This window comes from Chitinophaga sp. GbtcB8 (assembly GCF_019091455.1).
Classification (GTDB): Bacteria; Bacteroidota; Bacteroidia; order Chitinophagales; family Chitinophagaceae; genus Chitinophaga.
The window spans coordinates 1-243 of sequence record NZ_JAGXJN010000332.1; the positions used below are offsets into that span (position 1 = coordinate 1).

Genomic DNA, 243 nt, shown 5'->3' on the forward strand with positions numbered 1-243 from the left:
GGAAAAGACCGGTCGCGGCCTATCTTAATAGCCCGGTCCATGGCTACCCACAGCTTTAAGCGGGAATTCAGGAAGGGTTTTTTCTTTTGCCGGATCTCCCAGTTGCCGTGTTCTGCTTTTTCCCAGTTATCTACCACATAGTTCACTTCTCTTTCAACCAGCTCCCTTAGCTCGTGTGTTACCGGTTCGGAGAATTTGTTATAGTAATAAATGGTATCCGGCAATTCCCCGTGTATGTCCAGC

At 48.1% G+C, this 243-nt stretch carries 1 protein-coding gene; it reads right to left on the minus strand.

Features of this window, described 5'->3' with window-relative positions:
- Positions 1 to 243: glycoside hydrolase family 15 protein (locus tag KVT36_RS32005; protein WP_217607481.1), on the minus strand; the 243-nt coding region annotated here is incomplete at both ends.